Annotated in this window: 3 protein-coding genes; 2 read left to right on the top strand and 1 reads right to left on the bottom strand. The window is 55.8% G+C overall.

The features are described 5' to 3' along the window. A partial coding sequence (locus MTR65_RS19905; RefSeq protein WP_243803325.1) for a hypothetical protein occupies window positions 1-210 on the bottom strand: 210 nt, incomplete at its 3' end. A 756-nt stretch (window positions 211-966) separates the two neighbouring features. Here MTR65_RS19905 and MTR65_RS19910 point away from each other — a divergent pair. Next, the gene (locus MTR65_RS19910) at window positions 967-1287 is read left to right on the top strand and encodes a hypothetical protein (RefSeq protein WP_243803327.1); all 321 of its coding nucleotides are present in this window, start codon (window positions 967-969) and stop codon (window positions 1285-1287) included. 341 nt (window positions 1288-1628) lie between these two features. Continuing rightward, entirely contained in the window at window positions 1629-1853 is a 225-nt protein-coding gene (locus MTR65_RS19915) for a transposase (RefSeq protein WP_243803329.1), read from the top strand. Window positions 1854-2028: the final 175 nt, after the last annotated feature.

The raw sequence follows: 2028 nt of genomic DNA on the forward strand, positions 1-2028 counted from the left end.
GCGGCGCAGGGATGGCCCTGAGACTTGGGAGAATGTGTCTCCATCTAATTGGAAGTGCTCTGGGCGTTCCCAAGTTGCCTCTATTCCATGCGGCGTATCGCGCAGCTCGAAACGGAAAATTGTGGTTTGATCGACCTCAAGATCCCAGATGCCCGCAGGATTGGGGAGGACGGCAGCAGCTGCCAAACCGAGCAACAGAAAAGCGTTCATAACCCCGATGGTGCCACAATGTACTGACAGCGACTATAGGATGCAGGTGGAAATTCTGCCCTGCGCCCTTGTTGGTCGCTCGAGGGCCGATTTGGCGCGTCAGGGAGCGGCCAGTCCGGTTTCCCTTGCCGTCCAGGCTCCTCACCGGCCCAGATGGGTGGAAGCGGTAGTTGCTCAAACTGATGGCATTACCCGCGTTGAAGAGCTATTCGCATCTCGGTTTTTGACGGTGGACAATCCGAATGCATCTCGAAACGAAAAGACATATTGCTTGCTTTGGTGCATTTTCGGTCTTTCCGATTGGCGCACTCGGAATGGTGATCAATTTGAGAAGTAGCACCATCTATGCATCAAGCTTGATCATTCTTATGATTTTAGCGGCCATTTCTTCTTTTGCGATGATTTTTCTCGCTGCAACCACCAAATGCCCGAATTGTGGAAAGCGATATTTCCCGTTCATTCTGCTATCTTTTTGTTTCTTCGAGTTCCTGCCAGAATTGCAATTGGCGCGACGCGAGATCGTAATTCGATTTTTGGACAATCAGCGGACACCGTTGGCGACGTCCGCAGTGGGGCGTATGCCGCTGGCCCGGTCTCAGACCAAATTTTTCGACGGCCTGGGGCCCGCTTCGCGCCCAGCCTCCGAGGGCCGCAGGTCGGCCAGGCGCCCTAGTTGGCCGTTCAGGGGCCAATTTGACGCGCCGAGGAGCGGTCGGTCCGGTTTCCTTTGCCAGGGCAGGTTCCTCAGCGGTCGGGATGGCTAGCTTTCAACCAGGCAGCAGCTATGTTGAAGGGATGGAAAGAAGCCTCTGCATCGCAATACTGCCGTTGGCCCTCGTCGCATATTTCGTTCAAGGCAAGATCGCGCCCATAAAGCTCATCGCTTCCGGTGGACTTGCAATAATGGTTTCGCTTGGCGCGGCATTTGCGGGAACGGTGATGCCTGCGACTCGCGATCTATCTGACGCCACTGCCGAGATGCTTGTGATCGGTATCGGCGCAATTGGCGTCTTTGGTGTCATGTTGGCGGGGCCTGCGCTTTCTGACATCATTTTCCGACGACAGCGGGGAAGCTAAGGGCGCGCGTGCACTGGACCGCTTCGCGCCCTTGTCGGTCGCTCAGTCACCGAAGGTGCGCTCCAGAAACCGGCCATACCGGAAAGCACATCTTTTCGGTCGATCTCAATCGTACGATGCTTCAGGTTCCAGATGTCGATGCGCTTGCATCCCTTTTCGTGGCTCCCGTTGAAGTCTGTTCAGACGGTGAAACGCTAGGTCGCGTTGACAAAAGAGATTCCCAACCCGGCGAAGTTCTGATTCAAGCCTACCTTTTGGAAGGGCAGGCATGGATCGCGGCGACCTGAGCGACGCAGAATGGGAATTAATCGGGCCGCTGCTCCCACCCGAGCGTGGCAGGCATGCTCGTCCGGCCGGTCATCCCGCCGCGTTCGAACCGCAAGGCACCAGAGCATCCTGACTATCGACGCTATCGAGATCGCAATCGCGTCGAGCGCATGTTCGGCTTCCTCAAACACCAGCGCCGCATCGCGACACGCTTCGAGAAAACCGCACTTTCCTACCTCAGCTTTCTTAACCTCGCCGCCGCAAGGCTATGGTTGAAGCATTTTGTCAACGCGACCTAGTTTGCCGGCTACCGTGATGGGCGCGGCCCCCTGCTTAGTATCTAGTGACGCGATGGGTTCGCGATGACAAGAAGCGCTTCGACGTCTCGCAGGCAATGAGCCTTTTTGCCATAAGCTGCTATCAATTAAGGCGAGCAGCTCATATCTAGGTCGTGAACCCATAAATTAACTTCGT

The sequence above is a fragment of the Novosphingobium mangrovi genome (assembly GCF_022818885.1).
GTDB classification, from domain to species: Bacteria; Pseudomonadota; Alphaproteobacteria; order Sphingomonadales; family Sphingomonadaceae; genus Novosphingobium; species Novosphingobium mangrovi.

Bases quoted from the DNA above. Each gene is read 5' to 3' on its own strand.
- MTR65_RS19910 (WP_243803327.1), top strand. From the start codon at position 967: ATGGCTAGCTTTCAACCAGGCAGCAGCTATGTTGAAGGGATGGAAAGA.
- MTR65_RS19915 (WP_243803329.1), top strand. From the start codon at position 1,629: ATGCTCGTCCGGCCGGTCATCCCGCCGCGTTCGAACCGCAAGGCACCA.